General features: G+C 61.5%; 15 protein-coding genes and 1 pseudogene. 12 read left to right on the top strand and 4 right to left on the bottom strand.

What is annotated here, in order from left to right:
* The first annotated feature begins 8 nt into the window (after positions 1 to 8).
* The 11 genes from pyrH (at position 9) to lpxB (ending at position 11,271) form a co-directional block, all read left to right on the top strand.
* Positions 9 to 731 carry a UMP kinase gene (pyrH, locus tag X744_RS156940; protein WP_023759248.1) on the top strand — a complete coding sequence of 241 codons (723 nt, stop codon included), beginning with the start codon at positions 9 to 11 and terminating at the stop codon, positions 729 to 731.
* Positions 732 to 818: 87 nt separating this feature from the next.
* Complete coding sequence (gene frr / locus X744_RS156945; RefSeq protein ID WP_023759247.1) at positions 819 to 1,373, top strand: ribosome recycling factor; 555 nt, start codon at positions 819 to 821, stop codon at positions 1,371 to 1,373.
* Positions 1,374 to 1,407: 34 nt separating this feature from the next.
* The gene (locus tag X744_RS156950; RefSeq protein WP_023759246.1) at positions 1,408 to 2,142 is read left to right on the top strand and encodes an isoprenyl transferase; all 735 of its coding nucleotides are present in this window, start codon (positions 1,408 to 1,410) and stop codon (positions 2,140 to 2,142) included.
* Positions 2,139 to 2,954 carry a phosphatidate cytidylyltransferase gene (locus X744_RS156955; RefSeq protein ID WP_023759245.1) on the top strand — a complete coding sequence of 272 codons (816 nt, stop codon included), beginning with the start codon at positions 2,139 to 2,141 and terminating at the stop codon, positions 2,952 to 2,954. Before X744_RS156950 ends, X744_RS156955 begins: the two co-directional genes overlap by 4 nt.
* A gap of 103 nt (positions 2,955 to 3,057) precedes the next feature.
* Positions 3,058 to 4,200, top strand: a complete 1,143-nt coding sequence (gene rseP / locus X744_RS156960) for an RIP metalloprotease RseP (RefSeq protein ID WP_023759244.1) — start codon at positions 3,058 to 3,060, stop codon at positions 4,198 to 4,200.
* A 217-nt stretch (positions 4,201 to 4,417) separates the two neighbouring features.
* Entirely contained in the window at positions 4,418 to 6,769 is a 2,352-nt protein-coding gene (gene bamA / locus X744_RS156965) for an outer membrane protein assembly factor BamA (RefSeq protein ID WP_023759242.1), read from the top strand.
* Between the two features lie 76 nt (positions 6,770 to 6,845).
* Positions 6,846 to 7,904, top strand: coding sequence for a UDP-3-O-(3-hydroxymyristoyl)glucosamine N-acyltransferase (lpxD, locus tag X744_RS156970; RefSeq protein ID WP_023759241.1), 1,059 nt, complete (start codon positions 6,846 to 6,848; stop codon positions 7,902 to 7,904).
* Positions 7,897 to 8,364, top strand: coding sequence for a 3-hydroxyacyl-ACP dehydratase FabZ (gene fabZ, locus X744_RS156975; RefSeq protein WP_023759240.1), 468 nt, complete (start codon positions 7,897 to 7,899; stop codon positions 8,362 to 8,364). Before lpxD ends, fabZ begins: the two co-directional genes overlap by 8 nt.
* 13 nt (positions 8,365 to 8,377) lie before the next feature.
* Positions 8,378 to 9,211, top strand: coding sequence for an acyl-ACP--UDP-N-acetylglucosamine O-acyltransferase (lpxA, locus tag X744_RS156980; protein WP_023759239.1), 834 nt, complete (start codon positions 8,378 to 8,380; stop codon positions 9,209 to 9,211).
* On the top strand, positions 9,183 to 10,100 hold the full coding sequence (locus X744_RS156985; RefSeq protein WP_023759238.1) for an LpxI family protein: 918 nt from the start codon (positions 9,183 to 9,185) through the stop codon (positions 10,098 to 10,100). Before lpxA ends, X744_RS156985 begins: the two co-directional genes overlap by 29 nt.
* Positions 10,093 to 11,271: a lipid-A-disaccharide synthase gene (gene lpxB, locus X744_RS156990; protein WP_023759237.1), complete on the top strand. Its 1,179-nt coding sequence runs from the start codon at positions 10,093 to 10,095 to the stop codon at positions 11,269 to 11,271. The genes X744_RS156985 and lpxB overlap by 8 nt, the downstream gene beginning before the upstream one ends.
* 253 nt (positions 11,272 to 11,524) lie before the next feature.
* Here lpxB and X744_RS156995 read toward each other — a convergent pair whose 3' ends face one another.
* The 3 genes from X744_RS156995 to gltX all read right to left on the bottom strand — a co-directional run bounded on the left by X744_RS156995 (position 11,525) and on the right by gltX (position 17,118).
* On the bottom strand, positions 11,525 to 13,762 hold the full coding sequence (locus tag X744_RS156995) for an adenylate/guanylate cyclase domain-containing protein (RefSeq protein WP_023759236.1): 2,238 nt from the start codon (positions 13,760 to 13,762) through the stop codon (positions 11,525 to 11,527).
* 417 nt (positions 13,763 to 14,179) lie between these two features.
* Positions 14,180 to 15,508 carry a citrate synthase gene (gene gltA / locus X744_RS157000; RefSeq protein ID WP_031260182.1) on the bottom strand — a complete coding sequence of 443 codons (1,329 nt, stop codon included), beginning with the start codon at positions 15,506 to 15,508 and terminating at the stop codon, positions 14,180 to 14,182.
* A 185-nt stretch (positions 15,509 to 15,693) separates the two neighbouring features.
* Positions 15,694 to 17,118: a glutamate--tRNA ligase gene (gene gltX, locus X744_RS157005; RefSeq protein WP_023759234.1), complete on the bottom strand. Its 1,425-nt coding sequence runs from the start codon at positions 17,116 to 17,118 to the stop codon at positions 15,694 to 15,696.
* 100 nt (positions 17,119 to 17,218) lie between these two features.
* Between gltX and X744_RS01000000169625 the strand changes: the two are divergent.
* Positions 17,219 to 19,683 (top strand): annotated as a pseudogene (locus X744_RS01000000169625) (ComEC/Rec2 family competence protein).
* Here the strand turns inward: X744_RS01000000169625 and lexA are convergent.
* Positions 19,677 to 20,429: a transcriptional repressor LexA gene (lexA, locus tag X744_RS157010; protein ID WP_023759233.1), complete on the bottom strand. Its 753-nt coding sequence runs from the start codon at positions 20,427 to 20,429 to the stop codon at positions 19,677 to 19,679. The pseudogene X744_RS01000000169625 and the gene lexA overlap by 7 nt on opposite strands.
* Between the last annotated feature and the right edge of the window lie 352 nt (positions 20,430 to 20,781).

Genomic DNA, 20,781 nt, shown 5'->3' with positions numbered 1-20,781 from the left:
AGGACCAGATGACGGTGAAGCCCCTCTACCGACGTGTCTTGCTGAAAGCGTCGGGCGAAGCATTGATGGGCGAACAGCATTTCGGCATCGACGTTTCGGTCGTCGATCGCATCGCCGGCGACATCGCCGAGGCGCGTGCACTGGGCATCGAGGTCGGCGTCGTCATCGGCGGCGGCAATATCTTTCGTGGCGTGGCCGTTGCTTCCAAGGGCGGCGACCGTGTCACCGGCGACCACATGGGCATGCTTGCGACGGTCATCAATTCGCTGGCGCTGCGCACGTCATTGAACAAGATCGGTGTCGACGCCGTGGTGCTTTCGGCTATCGCCATGCCTGAGCTTTGCGAGAGTTTTTCGCAGCGCCAGGCGACCAGCTACATGAATCAGGGCAAGGTGGTGATCTTTGCCGGCGGCACCGGCAATCCGTTCTTCACCACTGATTCGGCCGCTGCACTTCGCGCGGCTGAAATCGGCGCCGACGCGCTGTTCAAGGGCACCCAGGTCGACGGGGTCTACTCGGCGGACCCGAAGAAGGACCCAAATGCGACACGTTTCGAGCGCATCAGCCATGGCGAAGTCATAAATCGCGGCCTTTCCATCATGGATACGGCAGCGATTGCACTTGCGCGCGAAAACAACATTCCGATAATCGTCTATTCGATCCACGAAAAAGGTGGTTTCGGCGATATTCTAAGGGGCGGCGGCCGCTGCACGGTCGTCACAGACGATTGACCCGGGCCTGATCCCGAAGAAAGGGAAGCAGGCTCGAACACGGCCCCGAAGCAGTGAACCCGCGTCAGACGGGTCGAGGAGATTAAGATGAGTGGTGAGTACGACGATCTCAAGCGGCGCATGGATGGAGCAATCGCAGCGTTCAAGCATGATCTGGCTTCGCTGCGGACCGGTCGCGCCTCCAGCAATCTGCTCGATGCGATCCAGGTGCAGGCCTATGGCACCACGATGCCGATCAATCAGGTCGCCAACGTCTCGGTGCCGGAGCCTCGTATGATCTCGGTATCGGTCTGGGACAAGTCGATGGTCGGCGCGGTCGACCGCGCCATCCGCGAATCCAATCTGGGTTTTAACCCGATCGTCGACGGCACCAACCTCAGGATTCCACTGCCCGAACTCAACGAACAGCGTCGCAAGGAACTGGTGAAAATCTCGCACACCTATGCCGAGAATGCCCGGGTCGCCGCGCGCCATGTGCGCCGCGACGGCATGGACTTCCTGAAGAAAGCGGAGAAGGACGGCGAGATCAGCGAAGACGATCAGCGCAAGCGCTCGGACCAGGTCCAGAAACTTACCGACGAGACGATCAGCACCATTGACCACCTGCTTTCCGATAAGGAAGCTGAAATCATGCAGGTTTAGGGTCGTGGCCATAGGCTGACCCGAAAGCGAGAACATGGCAACGCCCGCGCATGTCGCGATCATCATGGACGGAAACGGACGCTGGGCCAAGGCGCGCGGCATGCCTCGTCTTGCGGGCCATCGTGCCGGCGTCGAGGCGCTGCGCAAGACGGTTCGCGCCGCACCCGGGCTCGGCATCTCCTACCTGACCGTCTATGCGTTCTCGTCGGAGAACTGGTCGCGTCCGAAGTCCGAGGTCAGCGACCTGATGGGCCTCTTGAAAATGTTCATCCGCCGGGACCTGGCCGAACTGCACCAGAGTGGCGTGCGGATCAGAATCATCGGCGACAGGGCAGGGCTGCAGCCCGATATCAGGGGGCTGCTCGACGAGGCCGAATCGCTTACATCAGCCAATGAATCGCTGACGCTGGTGATCGCCTTCAACTACGGCGGACGCGACGAGATCGTGCGCACGGCGCGCAAGCTTGCTTCGGCGGTGGCGCGTGGCGAACTCGAGAGCGACGCGATATCAGCCGAAAGCTTTGCCGGCGCCCTCGACACGCATGGCATTCCCGACCCCGAGCTGGTCATCCGCACCAGCGGCGAGCTCCGGCTGTCGAACTTCCTTTTGTGGCAGGCCGCCTATAGCGAGCTCGTCTTCCTGCCTTGCTATTGGCCCGACTTCAGCCGCGAGCATCTTGCCGAAGCGTTGCGTGAGTTTGCCGGCCGCGAACGCCGATTCGGCGGACTTGGAGCCCAGGACGTCGCTTCGCGACCGGCCGCGGGATGAGCAATCTCCGGCTGCGCGTCATTTCGGCGATCGTGCTTGCCATCATCACCCTTGGCTTGACCTGGCTCGGCGGTATGCCGTTCCGCTTGCTGTGCGCCGTGATCGCTGCGGTCATTTTCTATGAATGGACCCGCATGTCGCGCCGGGCCGGGGCCACGGGTCTGGGTTTCCTGCCGGAAGCGCTGCTGGTTGTCTTCATTGGCGCCTTGATTGGCGGCCTTGGCGCGTCCTGGCTGTTGCCATATGTCGTGGTCATGGTTGCCACAACGGCGATTGCCGCGTCGGTTCGCAAGGCCGGGCAATGGGACGCGAGCGGTCTTGCCTATGCTGCCGTTTCAGGCCTGTCGCTGGCCTTGCTGCGCGACGGTGACCGTTCGGGCCTTGTCGCCATCCTGTTCCTGTTCGCGGTCGTCTGGGCCACCGATATTTTTGCGTATTTCGTTGGCCGTGCGGTTGGAGGCCCGAAGCTGGCGCCGGCGATCTCACCTGGCAAGACACGCAGCGGCGCGCTCGGCGGCGCTGTCGGAGGCGTTGTCGCGGGGTTGATCCTCGGCGCCGCTGCCGGCGTCGGCAACCTGGCGTTGCTCAGCCTGGTGGCGCTCGTGTTGTCAATTGTCTCACAGGCCGGGGACCTGTTTGAATCCTGGGTCAAACGCCGCCACGGCCGCAAGGATTCGGGTACGCTGATCCCAGGCCATGGTGGCGTGATGGATCGCGTCGATGGGCTTGTCGCGGCGGCTTTCGCCCTATACGTCATTGGCTGGATTTCGGCGACCGCCGATCATCCGGCGCAGGGTCTGTTCCCCGTTTGAGTGGTGTCATTTCAGGTCCGATGCGCGATGCGCCTTGGATTCGCCCGGATTGGTGTCACAGTCACGGCGCAATCCGCGCTGTGGAAGAATTTGAGGGTTTGTCTTGAACGAGATTCTTCACGCGCTTTTCAGCACAGAAGGCTTTGTCCTCGGCACGCTGGTGCCGTTCCTCTTTGTGCTGACCGTGGTCGTATTCGTCCATGAGATGGGCCATTACCTTGTCGGGCGCTGGTGCGGCATCGGCGTCAAGGCCTTCTCGATCGGCTTCGGTCCCGAACTCTTCGGCTTCAACGACAGCCACGGCACGCGCTGGAAACTCTGCGCGATACCGCTTGGCGGCTATGTCAAATTCGTCGGCGACATGAGCGCCACCTCGAGCCAGCCCTCGACGGAAGAACTCAAGACGCTGACGGAGGAGGAGCGCAAGGTCGCCTTTCACACGCAGCCGATCTGGAAGCGCGCGGCAACAGTGGTGGCCGGGCCAGTGTTCAATTTCCTGCTGACGATCGTCGTCTTTGCCGTGCTGTTCACTGCCTATGGCCGTTATGTCGCGGAGCCGATGGTGGCCGAGGTGACGGCCGACAGCCCGGCGGCGAAGGCCGGCATCCTGCCCGGCGATCGATTCGTCAGCGTCGACGGCAACAAGGTCGAAACCTTTGGCGACGTCCAGCGCCTGGTCTCGGGCCGCGCCGACGACATTATTACCTTCGTCATGCTGCGCGGCGGCAAGGAGGTCACGGTGACCGCGGCGCCGCGGCTAATGGAACAGGAAGACGCGCTCGGCAACAAGGTCAAGGTCGCCGTGATCGGCGTTGTCAACAACAAGGAACTCGGCCAGCCGCGACTCGTCACCTACACACCCGTCGGGGCGGTTGCAGCGGCCGTCCAGGAAACCGGGCATGTCATCCAGCGCACCGGCCAGTTCCTGCAGCGCTTTGTCGTTGGGCGCGAGGACAAATGTCAGCTGGGCGGCCCCGTGAAGATCGCGGACATGGCCGGCAAGGCGGCGAAACTGGGATTCGAATGGCTCGTGCAGCTGGTTGCAATGCTGTCGGTTGGCATCGGGTTTCTCAACCTTTTGCCGATTCCCCCCCTCGACGGCGGCCATCTCCTGTTCTACGGGGTGGAGGCCGTCATTCGCCGTCCGGTGTCGGAACGGATGATGGAAATGGCCTATCGGGCCGGGTTGCTTCTGGTGCTGTGCTTCATGGGGTTCGTTTTCTGGAACGATCTGTTTGGATGCTGAAATCATGAAGAAATTCGGCTTCTGCATGGCCGATGTTGAGACGCCGTTTACCATGCACGGGGATATGAGTGACGCGAAAGCCACGCCGCAAGGCTAAGTAAATACAAATTAACCAGAAGCCTTGCGTGTAGGGAAAATCCGGTTAATACGGTAGGGGAAATTACCGCACGTCCGGTTTTCTCGCCGTGGGGACTACGAGAAAAGGTTATTAAGCCCGATGAAGGCAGCATCCAAGTTTCTGAGCGCCGCTTCCGCGGTGACCCTGTCCGCGGCTCTTGTCGTGTCAGGCGCTCTCGCAGTGCAGTTCGTTGCCACATCGGCGGCCGAAGCCGCTGTCGTCAGCAGAGTCGAAGTGAGCGGCAACCAGCGTATCGACGCTGAGACAATCCGCAATTACATCACCATCAAGCCGGGCAAGGCGTTCTCCAGTTCCGATATCGACAGCGCCATCAAGGCGCTGTTCGGCACCGGCCTGTTCTCGGATGTGCAGATCAACCAGGTCGGATCGACCCTGGTGGTCAAGGTTGCCGAGTACCAGGTCGTCAACCAGGTGCTGTTCCAGAACAACAAGAAGCTCAAGGACAATGCGCTTGCGGCGGCGGTGCAGCTGAAGCCGCGCGGGACGTTCTCGCAGGCAACGCTCGATGCCGACGTCGAATCGATCAAGGCTGCCTACAAACGTATCGGCCGGGACGATGTGACGGTGACCACGCAGGTCATGCAGCTCGGCGACAACCGCGTGAACGTGGTCTTCAACATCACCGAAGGCGAACGTACGCAGATCGCGGCGATCAATTTCGTCGGCAACAGCGCCTATTCGAGCCGCCGCCTGTCGGATGTGATCAATACCAAGCGTTCGTCGTGGGTATCGTTCATCCTGCGCGACGACGTCTATGACGAGGATAAGCTGCGCGCCGACCAGGAGCTGCTGCGCCGTTTCTACTACAATCACGGCTATGCCGACTTCCAGGTCGTGTCCGCAGTCGGCGAGCTCGACAGCGCGACGAACAAGTACACGGTCACCATCACCGTCCAGGAAGGCGACCGCTACACATTCGGTGACGTCAGCGTCGAAAGCACGATCCCGGAAGTAGACGGCAAGGCACTGGAATCGGTGATCGAGACCCGCAAGGGCGACGTCTACAACGCCAAGGACGTCGAGGATTCCATCATTGCCCTGACCGAGAAGGTGGCCGGTTCCGGCTATGCCTTCGCGCAGGTGACGCCACGCGGCGACCGCAATTTCGAAAACCACACCATTTCGGTGGTCTACACGATCGACCAAGGCACCAAAGCCTATATCGAGCGCATCGAGATCCGTGGCAACGACCGCACGCGCGATTATGTCATCCGTCGCGAGTTTGACGTCAGTGAGGGCGACGCCTTCAACCAGGTGCTCATCCAGCGCGCGAAGAAGCGTCTGGAAAACCTTAATTACTTTGACAAAGTCGATATCTCGACCGTTCCGGGCTCGCAGCCTGACCAGGTCGTTCTGGTGGTCGACGTGGTCGAGAAGTCGACCGGTGAATTCTCGGTTGGTGCTGGCTATTCGACCGGTGGCGATACGGCTGGCCCATCCGTCGAAGGGTCGATCACCGAGCGCAACTTCCTTGGTCGTGGCCAGTTCATCAAGGTGTCGGCAGGCGGCGGCAAGAATTCGCGCGATTACAGCCTGTCCTTCACCGAGCCCTATTTCCTCGGACGGCGTATCGCTGCCGGCTTCGACATCTTTAAGCAGACCCGGAACTACGATCACTACGACAGCGACACCACGGGTGCGACCGTTCGCTTCGGTCTGCCGATCACGGACAGCATCTCGACCCAGTTGGCCTACAACATCTCGCAAGAGAAATATAAGCTGGATGATGATTGCGATCCCAACGCCGGCTGCGACGTTTCCACGGCTATCCTAGACGGCATCGAACAAAGCCCTTGGATCAAGTCGTCGGTCAGCCTCGGGCTGGTCTACAACACCATCGACGATATGAAGAGCCCGCACGAGGGTATCTACGCCACCACGACGGTGGAAGTCGCAGGCCTCGGCGGTGATGCCAAGTTCGTGAAGGTCACGGGGCGCGGCAGTATCTACCAGACGCTGTCGGAGCAGTACGACCTGGTCGGGCTCATTTCAGGTGGCGCTGGCCATGTTGTAGGATACGGCAGCGATGGTTTGCGGATCTTCGATCAGTTCCAAAGCTCCGACCGCATGATCCGTGGCTTCGCCTATGGCGGCATCGGTCCTGTAGACGTCAACACGGGTGACCATCTCGGCGGCACGACCTATTTCAATGCCTCCGCAGAAGCCCAGTTTCCGTTGCCGGTCGTGCCGGAAAGCTTCGGCTTGCGTGGCGCGGTATTCGCCGACGCGGCAACGCTCTATGGAAGCAAGGTCGACACCGCTGGAGTCACTCAGGACTCGGTCGGTATGAAGTTGCGTGCCTCGGTCGGCCTCGGCCTGATGTGGGCGTCGCCGTTCGGTCCGATCCGTATCGACTATGCGATCCCGGTCAAGAAGGAAGCGCGCGACGATGTGCAGGAATTCAACTTCGGCATATCGACCCGCTTCTGATCGGTGGCCAACGATGCTCCCGGGTCTTTAAGGTCCGGGAGAAAATGTTCCGATCTAGCTGGATATAGCTTCTGGAATGACCGATCCGGTGTTCTTCGCGCCATCACGCCGGTATACGGCGGGCGAAGTCGCGAATCTGACCGGCTCGGTGCTTGTCGATTCCGGCCAATCCGATATTTTCATCGATGCGCTCGCGCCGGCCAGCGAGGGCGGCGAGAATGCGCTCGTATTTGTCGACGGCAGGCGTAATTCCGCGCTGATGCCGTCGCTGCGGGCGGCCGCGGTGCTGTGTCCGGCGGAATTTGCGGGCAAGGCGCCGGCCGGCATGGCCGTTCTGGTTCATGCCCGTCCGCAGCAGGCCTTCGCGCTGGTCGGACGCCTTCTGTTTCCTAGGGCGGCGACGCCAGGACCGATGACCAGTGAAACCGGTGTCTCGCCGCATGCTCATGTCGATGTCACCGCGCATGTCGAAGCAGGTGCCATCGTCGAGGCCGGAGCGGTCATCGGGCCGGGAGCGTCGATCGGCAGCGGTACCGTCATCGCGCCCAATGCGGTCATCGGACAATCCTGCCAGATCGGCCGCGACGGTTATGTCGGTCCGGGCGCCAGCATCCAGTATGCCTTGATCGGCAACCGCGTCATCATCCATGGCGGTGCCAGGATCGGCCAGGATGGTTTTGGCTTCGTCGGTGGCGCCAAGGGCCCGGAACGCGTGCCGCAGATCGGCCGTGTCGTCATTCAGGACGACGTCGAGATCGGCTCCAACACCACCGTCGATCGCGGCGCCATGTCCGATACGATCATCGGCCAGGGTACCAAAATCGACAATCTCGTGCAGATCGCCCATAACGTTCGCATCGGCCGCAATTGCATAATCGCCGGGCTTTCGGGTATTTCTGGGTCCGTGGTCGTGGGTGACAACGTCACTATGGGCGGTGGCGTCGGGCTTGCGGATCACCTAACCATCGGGACAGGGGCCAAACTTGCCGCCAGAAGTGGATTTATGAGCAATGTCCCTGCAGGCGAGATCTGGGGCGGTTATCCGGCACAGCCGATGGCGGAAGCCATGCGGGAGATAGCCATGCTGCGCAAGCTCGCCAGGAGCCGCAAAAAGGGCGAGGGAGGCAATGGCTGACATGATCGCGTCGACGACGCTGGAAGCGGTCGACATTATGGGGCTGATAAAGCTCTTGCCGCACCGCTATCCGTTCCTGATGATCGATCGCATCGTCGACATCGATGGCGACGAGTCCGCCGTTGGCATCAAGAACGTGACCATAAACGAGCCACATTTTCAGGGGCATTTTCCAGAGCAGCCTGTGATGCCAGGTGTGCTTATCGTCGAAGCGATGGCGCAGACGGCTGGTGCCATCTGCATCCGTAGCCTCGGGACTGAAAAGCCGTCGCTGGTCTATTTCCTGACCATCGACAACGCCAAATTCCGCAAACCGGTCGTCCCCGGCGACCAGTTGAAGATCTATGTCAAGAAAATCAAGAAACGCGGCAATCTGCTCAAATTCGCTTGTGAAGCCATGGTCGACGGCGCCAAGGCGGCCGAGGCCGAGATTTCAGCCATGATGGTCACCAGCGACTGACGATCGAATGCTTATGAAAATCAAGACATCCATCCATGTTTCTTCCGTTGTGGAGGAAGGCGCCCAAATCGGCGACGGTGTGCGCATCGGACCGTTCTGCCACGTCGGCGCCGATGTCGTGATCGGCGACGGCGTCGAACTGGTCAGTCATATCTCGGTAATGGGCGCGACTTCAATCGGTGCTTCGACCAAGGTCTACCCAATGGCGACATTGGGCGCCCCACCACAGAACACCAAGCACAGGGGCGGCCGCACCACCCTGGTCATCGGCCAGAACTGCACGATCCGCGAAGGCGTGACCATGCATCTCGGCACCGATTCCAGCCGCGGCGAGACGACGGTCGGCGACAATGGCAATTTCCTTGCCTACGCCCACATCGCCCATGATTGCGTGGTGGGCAACAACGCGACGTTCGCCAACGGCGCGACGCTGGGCGGCCACTGCGAGGTCGGCAACAATGTCTATATCGGTGGGCTGACCGCCGTGCATCAGTTTGTCCGCATCGGCGACAACGCCTTTCTGGGCGGCTGCTCGGCGATCGTCGGCGACGTCATTCCCTATGCCATCGCGGTCGGCAACCGTGCCAGCCTGCGCGGCCTCAACATCATAGGCCTGAAGCGCTCCGGCCTGCCGAGGTCCGAGATCCATGTGCTGCGCAAGGCCTACAGGATGATCTTCGACCGTTCCCGCACAGTTGGCGAGAACATCGAATTCGCCAAGGCGGAGTTCGCGTCTTCGCCGACCGCCATGAAAATCATCGATTTCATCTCCAGTCGCGGCAAGCGGCACTACGCTGTGCCGTCGCTCAAGGGCGGCGATGGCGACGATGTCGATGACGAAGACTGAGACAGCGGCAGCGCGTCTTGATCTCCCGCCAGGCGCCAGGGTCGGCATTATCGCCGGCGGTGGCAGTCTGCCCGTAGAGGTCGCGGCCGGTTCGGCTGAACAAGGCTATCCGCCCTTTGTCATCCTGATGGACGGCGAGGTCGACCGCACGGCGGAGCTCTCCCGGTATGAGCATGAAAGCCTCGCTCTGGAAGGCATCGGCTCGCTGATATCGTTGCTGCGGCGGCACCGGATCACCCATCTGGTGCTTGCCGGGGAGATCAAGCGCCGGCCAAGACTGACACAGCTGCGTCCAAGTCTCGGTCTGCTCGCAGTGATACCGGTCGTTGTCGCGGCGCTGGCGCGTGGCGATGATGGCCTGCTGAAGGTCTTGGCGCGAGGCCTCGAAGCGCGGGGAATAAAGGTCGTCGGCGCCCATGAGATCGTGCCGAACCTTGTCGCTGCCGAAGGCGTGCTGACGAAAGCCTCGCCAAGGAAATCCGACTGGCGCGACATCGAGGCCGGCCTTGCGGCGGCAAAGGCCATAGGGGCGCTCGATATTGGCCAGGCGGCGATCGCCGTCGGCGGCCGGACCATCGCGTTGGAAGGTATCGAGGGAACAGCAGGACTGCTCGACCGTGCGAAGCTGCTGCGTGGCCACGGCCGTATTGCCGGCAAGACCCGCGGTGTCCTGGTCAAGTGCGCCAAGCCTGGTCAGGAACTGCGCGCGGATCTTCCCTCCATCGGCCCGCAAACGGTCGAAGCCGTGCATGCGGCCGGGCTTGCCGGCATTGCCGTGGAAGCGGGACGTTCGCTGGTTCTCGAAGGCCCGGAAACCATCGCGCGCGCCAACGCGCTTGGTCTGTTCGTCATTGGTCTGCCTGCCGCGACGGAGCCACGCAATGGTTGACAGGGCATTGAAGATCGCAATCGTTGCCGGCGAGGAGTCCGGCGATCTGCTCGGTGCCGACATCGTGCGTTCGCTCAAGCAGGCTACCGGGCGCGACGTGCGACTCGTCGGCCTCGGCGGTCGCCATTTGCAGGCACAGGGACTGGTCCCGCCATTCGATGCCGGTGAGATCGCCCTCATGGGCTTCAGCGCCATCCTGCGCGACCTGCCGCGGCTGATGCGGCGGATCAACGAGCTGGCCAGGAGCGTTGCGGACGAGAAGCCTGATTGCCTCATCACCATCGACAGCCCGGACTTTTCGTTGCGCGTCGCCAAAAAGGTCCGTGCGGCCAATCCATCGATCCCGATCATCCACTATGTCTGCCCGAGCGTCTGGGCGTGGCGGCCGGGCAGGGCGGCGGCGATGAAGCCCTATGTCGACCATATCCTCTGCATCCTGCCGTTCGAGGTGAAGGAGCTTGAGCGGCTGGGCGGCCCCCTGGGCACCTATGTCGGGCATCGCCTCATGCATGATGCGGGCGTGCTCAGCGCGGCCAAGGCACAGGACCTGCCGCGCGACCTTGCTGCGGACCGCGTGAAGACGCTGCTCGTTCTGCCCGGCTCGCGGCGCGGCGAGGTGCGTCGGCTGCTCGATCCGTTTGTCGAAACCGGGTCGATGCTGCGCGCGCGCGGGCACCGCCTGCGGCTGTTGCTGCCGACAGTTCCGCATGTCGCCGACCTGGTCAAATCCTCGGTAAACCGTTGGGATGAAAAGCCTGAGATCATCATCGATCCGCAGCGCAAATGGCAAGCGTTCGGCAAAGCCGATGCCGCACTCATCGCGTCCGGGACGGTGTCCCTGGAACTGGCGCTGGCCGGTGTGCCGATGATCTCCTGCTATCGGCTCGATCCTGTCGCGCGCGTCGTCGCGCCGTATATGGTTTCGGTCTGGTCGGCACTGCTGCCCAATCTGATCTCGGATCGAGCGTTGATCCCTGAATTCTACAATGAGTACGTCAAGCCGAACAATTTGGCTCGGCAATTGGAGGCGCTGTTTGCCGACAGCGGCATGCGGGCCTGGCAGAAGCAAGGCTTCGCCGAGATCACGCGGCGCATGGCGACCGAGAAGCCATCCGGAGAGATCGCTGCGCAGGTCGTGATGCGGTACATTAAGAGAGCGAATAGCGAATAGGAAGAAGGCCGTTCTCACCGCCTCGGTCTATATGAGGGCATAGCGTTGGTTTCCCGCTAAACAACGCCAAGGGAGATCAAATCGCGAACACGAACCGGATGGTGTGCTGAACTTCTCTGTGGGTGGAACGTTGCCCTTCTCTCGTCGGTGGGAACGAGCAAGCAGCGCCACTTCCGGTCATTTGCGGTTATGGCGAACAAGGTCGCATGTATATCCGCAAGCAGACTTTCGGGCTTTTGCGGCATTTTGGAGTTCACTTGACGACCGAAAACTCGAACTGGTCCCCGCGGTAAACGGCCTTGTATTCGTCGTCGCGCCCTGGCGTCCTGAACACATTGCGAAAAATCGCCCCACAGCTTGTCAGTTCTATGGGAAAGGCGTTGCACAAGAAATCGCCTTGCACCCACGAGGTTCCTACGCGGCTCCTCTGGCCAACGGTCTCGCTGACGGCGCCGTCGACCGAGGTTGTGCGCTGCATCGGCAGGAACGTGGGCATTACCAATTTTCCGCGCGTTTCGTGCCCGAACATGAGAGACTTTATTTCCGCCCCTGTGAGCCGGTCCTTCGGATTCATGCCTGCCTTTGCCAATGCCGACAGCTCTGGCACACCTGCCTTGGTCAGCCCGGCCAAAAGGCGTTCGATATCGGCTGTATTCTTGAACACCATGTAATCCTGGGTCATCAACTGGCTCGGCTCCCATTCCATTCTCTGCGCAACAACCTTCCTAAGCGTTTCCAAAGCCGCCGCGGCCTGGTCTGTGCGCCCAAGATGCCCATAGGCCGAAATAAGGACCTGCAGGGCATAAAATTTCGCCCGTGGATCGGCCGATATAAGGTCCATCTTCTCGATAGAGCGAACCGCGTCCTCAAACTTCTCCTGGCCGAACTCGGCCAGTCCGGCTTGGTAGCGCCTGTAGTCCATCCACGAGTTTGGGTCGACGCGCGCAGCCGCATCGAGATAGCTAAGCACTTCCTTCGGCCTGCCGTTGAAATTCAGAGCATTGGCCAGCGAGAGATAATTCCAAGTATCGCTGGGATCTAGCGCCACCGACTTCAGAAGAACGGTAACTGCGTCGTCCGAGTCGTGCTCGCGGACCATCAACTCGGCGACGAGCTGATAGTAGCCCGGCGAAGGATACCTGGCCGCCGCTTCCAGGGTTTCATAGATCTTGCCCTGGGCCACGTCGGTCGTAAGCCCCATTACTACGACCCGACCGACATCCGCGTCCCAGTAGGCCCAGGCGAGCTGGGCGTACGCCGCGCCGAAATCGGGGTCGAGTTGCACGGCTTGCTGGAAATACTTCACAGCCTGCGCAAACTCCTCGGGCGTGTTGATACGGTTGTAGATGTCCATCCCCTTGAGATAGGCCTCATAGGCCTCGGGATTACTGGTGCCTCCGGCCCGGGTAGCCGGCGCGCCGCTCACCAGGCGGAGCTGGAGCGCACCCGCGATGCTGCTGACAACGCTGTCCTGCAGCGCGAATACGTCTGCCCACCGGCCGTCGAAACGCTCCGCCCAGAGATGTCTGGAAGTCGAGCCATCGATCAGCTGCGCATTGATGCGCATGTCGTCGCCGACGCGGCGAATCGAGCCTTTCAGCAGGTACCGGACGCCCAATGCCGCCGCAATCTCCGCCGGCTTTGGGTCCTTGTCCTTGTAAGCGGAGGCCGCGTTGGGGGAGAAGACGAAAAGACCCGGCACACGCGCCAGTGCGGTCGTCAGATCCTCGGTGAAGCCGTTGGCGAGATATTCTTGTTCCTTGTCGTCGCTGAGATTGTCGAAGGGCAGGACGACTAGCGAGGCCCGGGTGTCGGCTGCCTCGCTGACGGTCGGAACGGCAAGCTGTGCAGGCCTCTCCCACGGCTGCCACCATGCTACTGCAAGGCCGAGAGCCAGGACGAGAACACCCGCCGTGACTGGAAGACGCCAGGCGCGCGGCTGGCGGCGAGCATGGAGGGTCTTGCCCGCTGCCGCTGGATCAAGCAGTACGCGATACGCCCGAACTGGTTCGGTGATGTTCTTAACCCTCTGTTCGCCCATTGACGCAAATGTGAACGCTAGCTTCCTCTCGACCTCCTTGGCCACTTTTCCCGAGACGCAGATGCCGCCCGGTTCCGCTAACTGCTGAAGTCTGGCCGCGATGTTGACCCCATCGCCATACCGGTCGTCGCCGTCAACGATCACCTCGCCGAGGTTGATACCGATCCGCACCAGGATCTGTTCCGACTCGGGAAGCGAGGCGTTGCGCTCGGACAGGCCGCGCTGCAGCGACACTGCACATTCGACGGCATCGACGACACTGCCGAATTCGGCCAGCATCCCATCGCCCATCAGCTTGAAGATATGGCCGTGGTGGCGAGCGATTTCGGGTTCGAACAGCTCTTTGCGTCCGGCACGAAGGCGCTCGAATGTACCGGCCTCGTCGCGCTCCATCAGAGACGAATAGCCCACTACATCTGCGGCTAGAATCGCGGAAAGCTTGCGGTCCATTGTTGGCCTGGCCCCGGCGGAACATAGCATTGGTTGTTCCGATAAGAAACTGACCTCACCAGCACTCAGCAAATCCCTATTTTCCGCGCGTTCATTGATGGCTGATGCGGCGACGGTTGACCAATATCGTATTCTACCACATTCAAGACATTCGAGCTTACCTGTCGGAATGGCTCGTTTGGGTCATGGATGTGAATTCGGCCGAGCGGGTGGGAGCATATTGCCTTCTCCGGCGACTTCCTTTGGGATCGAGCAGCCAAAGCAGCCGGCCGGAAAGCTCTCAATCTGTCCGCGAAACAGCGGGCAGCATGACGATGTTCAAGCTTCGTTCCCCCTTAGCGTTGTTTAGCGGGAAACCAACGCTATGCCCTATATAAAAGTCCCTATTCGCTACTGGCTATTCGCTATTCGCTCCCATCACCGCTTGGCGATCGGCACGTAGTCGCGCTCCGGCGCGCCGGTGTAGAGCTGGCGCGGGCGGCCGATCTTCTGGCGCGGATCCTCGATCATCTCTTTCCACTGCGCGATCCAGCCTACGGTGCGGGCGACCGCGAACAGCACGGTGAACATCGTGGTGGGGAAGCCCAGCGCCTTCAGCGTGATTCCGGAATAGAAGTCGACATTCGGGTAGAGCTTCTTCTCGATGAAATAGGGATCGGTCAGCGCGATCTTCTCCAGTTCCATAGCGATGTCGAGCAGCGGATCGTCCTTGATGCCGAGCTCGCCCAGAACCTCGTGCGCCGTCTTCTGCATGATCTTGGCGCGCGGATCGTAGTTCTTGTAGACGCGGTGGCCGAAGCCCATCAACCGGAACGGGTCGTTCTTGTCCTTGGCGCGGGCGATGAACTCCGGGATATTATCGACATGGCCGATCTCGCCCAGCATGTTGAGCGCCGCTTCATTGGCGCCGCCATGGGCCGGCCCCCACAGGCAAGCAATGCCGGCGGCGATGCACGCGAACGGGTTGGCGCCAGAAGAGCCGGCGAGCCGAACGGTCGAGGTCGAGGCATTCTGCTCGTGATCGGCATGCAGGATGAAGATGCGCTCCATGGCGCGCGCCAGCACCGGGTTGATCTTGTATTCCTCGCATGGCACGGCAAAGCACATATGCAGGAAATTGGCGGCGAAATTCAGCTCGTTCTTCGGGTAAATGAAGGGCTGGCCGATGTGGTATTTGTAGGCCATCGCGGCGATCGTCGGCATCTTGGCGATTAGCCGCATCGACGCCACCATGCGCTGATACGGGTCGGAGATGTCGGTGGAATCGTGATAGAAAGCCGACAGCGCGCCGACCACGCCGCACATCACGGCCATCGGGTGCGCGTCGCGGCGGAAGCCGGTGAAGAAGCGCGACATCTGTTCGTGCACCATGGTGTGGCGCGTCACGCGGTAATCGAAATCGTCCTTCTGCGCCTTGGTCGGCAATTCACCGTAGAGCAGGAGATAGCAGACCTCGAGGAAGTCGCCGTGTTCGGCCAACTGGTCGATCGGGTAGCCGCGATGCAGCAGTATGCCGGCGTCGCCGTCGATGAAGGTGATTTCGGATTCGCAGCTTGCGGTCGAGGTGAAGCCGGGATCGTAGGTGAAGGCCCCGGTGGTGGTGTAGAGCGAAGCGATGTCGATGACGTCAGGCCCGACAGAACCGCTTCTCACCTTGAATTCATGGGTCTTGCCGGCGAATGCAAGCGTTGCCGTGGCCTCCTGGCCCTTGCCGCCCAAGTCCAGTTTTTTAGCAGCGTCGGTCATTGCAAACTCCTTCTTGTTTCCTCATGCCGGCAAAGGCAAAAATTCCGCAGAGCGACACGTTGAGATCACCGCAATGCGCGTATTCGCCACCGCATTTCAGGAGGTGCGTGCCAGATTGGGCCAAGGCCTAATGTTGCACTGCGAAACCCGCCTTTCAATGCCAATCTTCTTGGGCCAGTTTGCTCCTAATCGATTTGGTCTTCTATGCGCGCCAGGCTTTCCTCGCGGCCGAGCACGGCAAGCACATCGAACACGCCCGGCGAGGTGCTTTTGCCGGTCAAAGCGGCGCGCAGAGGTTGGGCCACGGCGCCGAGCTTGTGGCCACCAGCCATGGCAACCTCGCGGATCGCGGCCTCCGCCGAGGCGGCCGTCCAATCACTTGTAAGCCCATTCAAAGCTTCGTGAGCGCCGCGCAGGATCTTGCGGGCATCGTCATTGAGCAGAAGGGCCGCCTTGTCGTCGATCGGTAGTGGCCGGGTGGCAAACAGGAAGGCAGCACCATCGACGAGTTCGACCAGCGTCTTGGCTCGCTCCTTAAGGCCCGGCAACGCGGCCAGCAGCTGCGCCTTGTTGCTGTCGTTCAGGCGCGCGGCCATCGCCGGGCCGCCTTCGAGATAGGGCAGGGTGGCGATGAAGATATCGAACAGCTCGGCATCGCTCATGCGGCGCATATGCGCGCCGTTGATCGCCTCCAGCTTGGCGAAGTCGAATCGGGCCGCGCTTTTGTTGACGTCACCGATGTCGAACCAGGAGATCATATCGTCGATCGACATGATCTCGTCGTCGCCGTGGCTCCAGCCCAAGCGCGCCAGGTAGTTCAGCAATGCCTCCGGCAGATAACCCATGGCACGATAGGCTTCGACGCCGAGCGCGCCATGCCGCTTCGACAGCTTGGCGCCATCGGCACCGTGGATCAACGGGATGTGCGACATCGAGGGCACGGCCCAGCCCATGGCGTTGTAGATCACAGTCTGGCGCGCGGCGTTGGTCAGATGATCGTCGCCGCGGATGATATGGGTGACGCCCATGTCATGATCGTCGACGACGACTGCATGCATGTAGGTCGGATTGCCGTCCGAACGCAGGATGATGAAATCGTCGAGATCCTTGTTGGGGAAGCGTACCTCGCCCTGGACACGGTCATGGACAATCGTCTCGCCCTCGGTCGGCGCCTTGATGCGGATGGCACCCTTGTCGCCTGCAGGCGCCTCTGAGGGGGCGCGGTCGCGCCAGCGGCCATCATAGCGGGGCGGCAGGCCTTTGGCTCTGGCGGCCTCGCGCATCGCCTCCAGTTCGGCCGGCGTGGCATAGCAATAATAAGCCTTGCCCAGGCGCACGAGTTCCTCGGCCACCTCGCGGTGGCGCGGCGCGCGCTCGAACTGCGACACCGGCTCGCCGTCCCAGGTCAGGCCGAGCCAGGAAAGTCCGTCGAGAATGGCAGCCGTCGCCGCGTCGTTGGAGCGTTCGCGATCGGTATCTTCGATGCGCAGCAGCATCGTGCCGCCGGTGTGCCTTGCATACAGCCAGTTGAACAGCGCCGTGCGCGCGCCGCCTATATGCAGGTAGCCGGTGGGCGAGGGAGCAAAACGGGTGACGACCTTGTCGGACATGTAACTCTCGGAAACCATCTGAAGCGGGTGCGGTGCGCGGACTTTCGCGCGCCCGGCGTTCATGTAGCATAGGGTGTCGAGGGCGCAAGGGGCAGACCCGATGGCTGGACGAGGCTGGGGCTCGGATCAGGACGAGGACGCTGTCATTGGCGTCAGCGAGCGGTCCCTGTTTGCAGCGCCACTGCCAGCTTCATTGCCGCCGCCATCGCCCCTTGTGCCGGCACCCGACAAGGCGCCTTTGCAAGCCGGTGTCTCCGCCCCTGTTCCAACTGCCGAAGCCAGCAGGATCGTGCGCTTGCGCCGGCAGATTGGCCTGATATCACCGCCGCGCCTGCGCAATAGCTGGCCATGGCGGCGGGCCTGGAACTCGACCGAGGCGTGGCCTTCCTGCTGGTGCCGGTCTGCCTGGCAAGCGGGGCGATCGGCTATTTTTCGCTTGTGGCGGAGCCGGACTTCGCAAAGCCTGTCGCAGTTGTCATCTTGGCGGGGCTCTGTGCGCTGGTCTCGCGTTCCTGGCCGAAAACCCATCTGTCCTTCATGGCGGCGCTTTTGTGTACACTCGGCCTGCTCGCCGCGAAGGTCGAGACATGGCGAGCCGGAACGCAGATGCTGGGCTCGGAAATCTCGACGCAAGTGACCGGCCGGGTCGTCTCGCTCGAACGGATGGAGAGCGGTCGCATCCGGCTGACAATCGACGTGGCATCGACTGCAAGGCCGAAACTGCGCTATGCGCCGGAGCGGGTGCGGCTTTCGGCACGCAATATCCCGGCGGACATGACCGCCGGTTCCCTGATCACTGGGTATGCCAAGCTGTTGCCACCGACCGGGCCGGTGCGGCCGGACAGCTACGACTTCTCCTTCGACAGCTATTTCGCCGGCATCGGCGGCAGCGGTTTCTTTCTCGGCAATCCAAAACTTGTCGTCACCGAGGACGATAGCATGCCGCTGGCGGCCCGGCTTTCCTCGGGGATCGAAAAAGCCCGTGAAGCCATTGCCGATCACATTAGGGGCAGCGTCGGTGGCGCCGAAGGCGAGATCGCCGCGGCGCTGATCGTCGGCGTTCGCGCCGGCATTCCCGATGACGTGAACGAGGCGATGCGGCGTACCGGCATCTATCACATCATCTCCATTTCCGGACTGCACATGGCGCTGGTCGCTGGCACCATCATGGGTTTGCTGCGTGGCGCCTTCGCCCTGTTTCCGGATTTTTCCGCGCGTCGCCCGGTCAAGAAGTATGCTGCGGCTGCCGCACTGTTCTCGATCGCCGCCTATCTTATCATCTCAGGCGTCGTCGTTGCCGCCGAGCGCAGTTTCATCATGCTGGCGGTGATGCTGATTGCCGTTCTTTTTGATCGGGCAGCACTGACGATGCGCAATCTGGCGATCTCGGCGATCGCGGTCATCATGGTGTCGCCGCATGAAGTGGTCGGCCCGAGTTTTCAAATGTCGTTTGCCGCGACGGCCGCGCTGGTCGGTGCCTATGCCGGCTGGGCGGATCATCGTGCGGGGAAGGCGAGGCCACCGCCGCCAAAGCGATCCTTGCCCGGCTTCCTGACGCGAAAATTCCTGCTGGCGGCAGGCGGCCTTGCCATGACCTCCATCATCGCCGGCAGCGCCACGGCGCTGTTTGCCATCTGGCATTTTCAGCGTGTGTCGCCGCTCAGCCTGTTCGCCAACCTGGCCATCATGCCTATCGTAACAGTCGTGATGTTCCTGGCTGTCGCCAGCGCGCTGCTGATGCCATTCGGGTTGGACTGGCCGGCCCTCTATCTGATGGGCAAAGGCCTGACGGTGATGATCGCGATGTCCGGATGGATTTCCGAGCGTTCGCCAGTCGACGCAATCGGTTTGATTTCGCAGCAATCCGTCGTGCTGGTGACGATTGCCTTGGTCATCGCGACGATGGCGACCACATGGTTGCGGCTCGCAGCGCTTCCCTTCGCGCTTGCCGGCCTGTTGACCGTCTCGGATACGCGCGTACCTGACGTGCTGGTCTCGGAGGATGCGAGGCTGGTGGCGCTGCCGATTGGCGGCGGCGAACTCGCGGTCAGCCGGGCCAGGCCGAACGAATTCACCGTCGACAACTGGAAGCGTGCGCTGACATCCGAAAGCATTATCGCGCCGGAGGTGTTCGACGAAGGCGACGGGCAATTCGACGTCGAGGATGCGGCTGAAATGCCGCCGGGAGCGCCATTCTATTGCACATCAGGCGTTTGTCTCGCCAGGCATCCGTCCGGAGCTATCATTGCCTATGTCGAGGACCGAAAGGACACCTGGAAAGCCTGCGGCTTCGCCGACCTGATCGTCATCAACGACGCGACGGCCTATGACGCTTGTCACAACCCGCTGGTTCTCGTCATCACCAAACGGCAACTGGCTCGCAATGGCAGTGCTGCCGTCTTCTTCGATCGCCAGTCGGCGACCACGCCGGCAACGGTCAGCTTTGCGGTGGGTAGGCCCTACCGGCCTTGGCACGTGCAACGCAAGTTTTCGCGTGAGGCGAGGGGCCTGCCGCCCTTCAAGAGACCGGACAAGCCCGTCGTTAAACCGCAGCTGCCTCAGTAACGGCGGATCAGGCCGACAAGCTTGCCCTGCACCTTGACCCGGTCTGGTCCGAAAATCCGTGTCTCATAGGCCGGATTGGCGGCTTCGAGAGCAATCGAGGCACCCTTGCGGCGGAACCGCTTCAGCGTCGCTTCCTCTTCATCCACCAGCGCCACGATGATCTCGCCAGGGCTCGCCGTATCGGCGTTGCGGATGATGACGGTGTCGCCGTCGAAGATGCCGGCCTCGATCATCGAGTCGCCCTTGACCTCCAGCGCATAGTGCTCGCCTCCCATGATCATGTCCGGCGGCACCGAGATCGAATGGGTCTGGTGCTGGATGGCATCGATCGGCACACCGGCGGCGATGCGCCCCATCACAGGGATCGACACGGCGGAGACCACGTCGTCGTCATTGCCGGCTGAAGGCATCCGTGAAGACGCCGGCTTGATCTGCCGGCCAAGGCCGCCCTGGCCGAGACTGGCCTGACCAAGACTGCCCTGGATGACGCTAGGCGAGAACTTTTTCGCCGCGTTGAGGCCGGGCGCGATCGAATCCGGCAGCCGCAGCACTTCCAACGCGCGCGCCCGGTTGGGCAGCCGGCGAATGAAGCCGCGCTCTTCCAGTGCCGTGATCAAACGATGAATCCCGGATTTGGAGGCAAGGTCGAGCGCCTCCTTCATCTCGTCGAAGGATGGCGGAATGCCGCTTTCCTTCAGGCGTTCATGAATGAACATCAGCAGTTCGTGTTGCTTGCGTGTCAGCATGGCGGCCCCCAGGGTACCTAAAACCAGAATCAGAAAACAAACCCAGAACAAACACTATATGTTCCAGTTGTGTTCTGCAACCGTTTAAAGTTTAATGAATCTGTTAAGGCCGCTGAAATTATTTGGCGCGCGCCAGCGCGCTTGGGTGATCACGGCATGCCGTCACAAGGCGCTTTCCGGCATTGAAATTGTTATGGTTAATGGGCTGCCGCCCATCGTTGGCCCAAGCTTTGGCATGAGCTGCCCATGGATCCGCGACGGGGCATTTCCAGCCTTCCATGCGTTCGTCTGCCGTGAACGAAACGAAGCCAAAATGCCAACCTTGGTTAATTTGTTGATGCCAGTGTTGGCC

It is taken from the genome of Mesorhizobium sp. LNHC252B00 (genome assembly GCF_000502955.1).
In the GTDB taxonomy this organism is placed as follows: Bacteria; Pseudomonadota; Alphaproteobacteria; order Rhizobiales; family Rhizobiaceae; genus Mesorhizobium.
This window is presented reverse-complemented; position numbering and strand designations above follow the sequence as displayed.